Source organism: Dactylosporangium cerinum, from assembly GCF_042653625.1.
In the GTDB taxonomy this organism is placed as follows: Bacteria; Actinomycetota; Actinomycetes; order Mycobacteriales; family Micromonosporaceae; genus Dactylosporangium; species Dactylosporangium cerinum.
In genome coordinates, this window is record NZ_JBHSIU010000157.1 from 1 (window position 1) to 596 (window position 596).

Genomic DNA, 596 nt, shown 5'->3' on the forward strand with positions numbered 1-596 from the left:
CAGGTCGGCCGTCTTACCGCCGGGCGACCAACAGCTCATCCAGCGTCATCCCGAGCCGGCCGTAGGTGACCACGCTCGTCACCACGAGGTACGGTCGCAGCGATCGGATCTTCGGGAAGCGCGCACGCCGCTCAGCCCCAGGCTACGGAGGACGAGGCAATGACCACTCTTTACGAATTCGCCGGCGGCGATGAGGCGCTGCATCGCCTGGAAGAACTGTTCTACACCAAAGTGCTGGACGACCCCGTGCTGCGCAGCGTGTTCCCCACTCGCCAGCCGAGCCACGTCGAACATCTCACGTGGTTCACCGCCGAGTCCTTCGGCGGCCCGAACAGATTCACCACCGGCCCCGGATTTCAGTACCTCATTGACGTCCACCGCCATCTGAAGATCACCGACGAGCAGCGGGAACGGTTCGTCGTCCTTTACCTCGAAGCGATCGATGAAGCCGGCCTACCGGACGACGACGCCTTCCGCGCAGCCGTAGGCGAGCACCTTGACTTCGGCGCCCGCGTCGCCCAGCAGAACTCGCATGCCGAGACCGATGACCAGCTGCATCCGATCCGTGAGGTCCCCGCCTGGACATGGCCGCGACA

The 596-nt window shown here is 64.8% G+C and carries 1 protein-coding gene; it reads left to right on the forward strand.

Going from position 1 to position 596, the window contains the following annotated elements; translation table 11 throughout:
• Window positions 1–159: 159 nt before the first annotated feature.
• Window positions 160–596, forward strand: a 437-nt coding sequence (locus tag ACFPIJ_RS64495; protein WP_380129463.1) for a group II truncated hemoglobin, incomplete at its 3' end; no start/stop codon positions are given.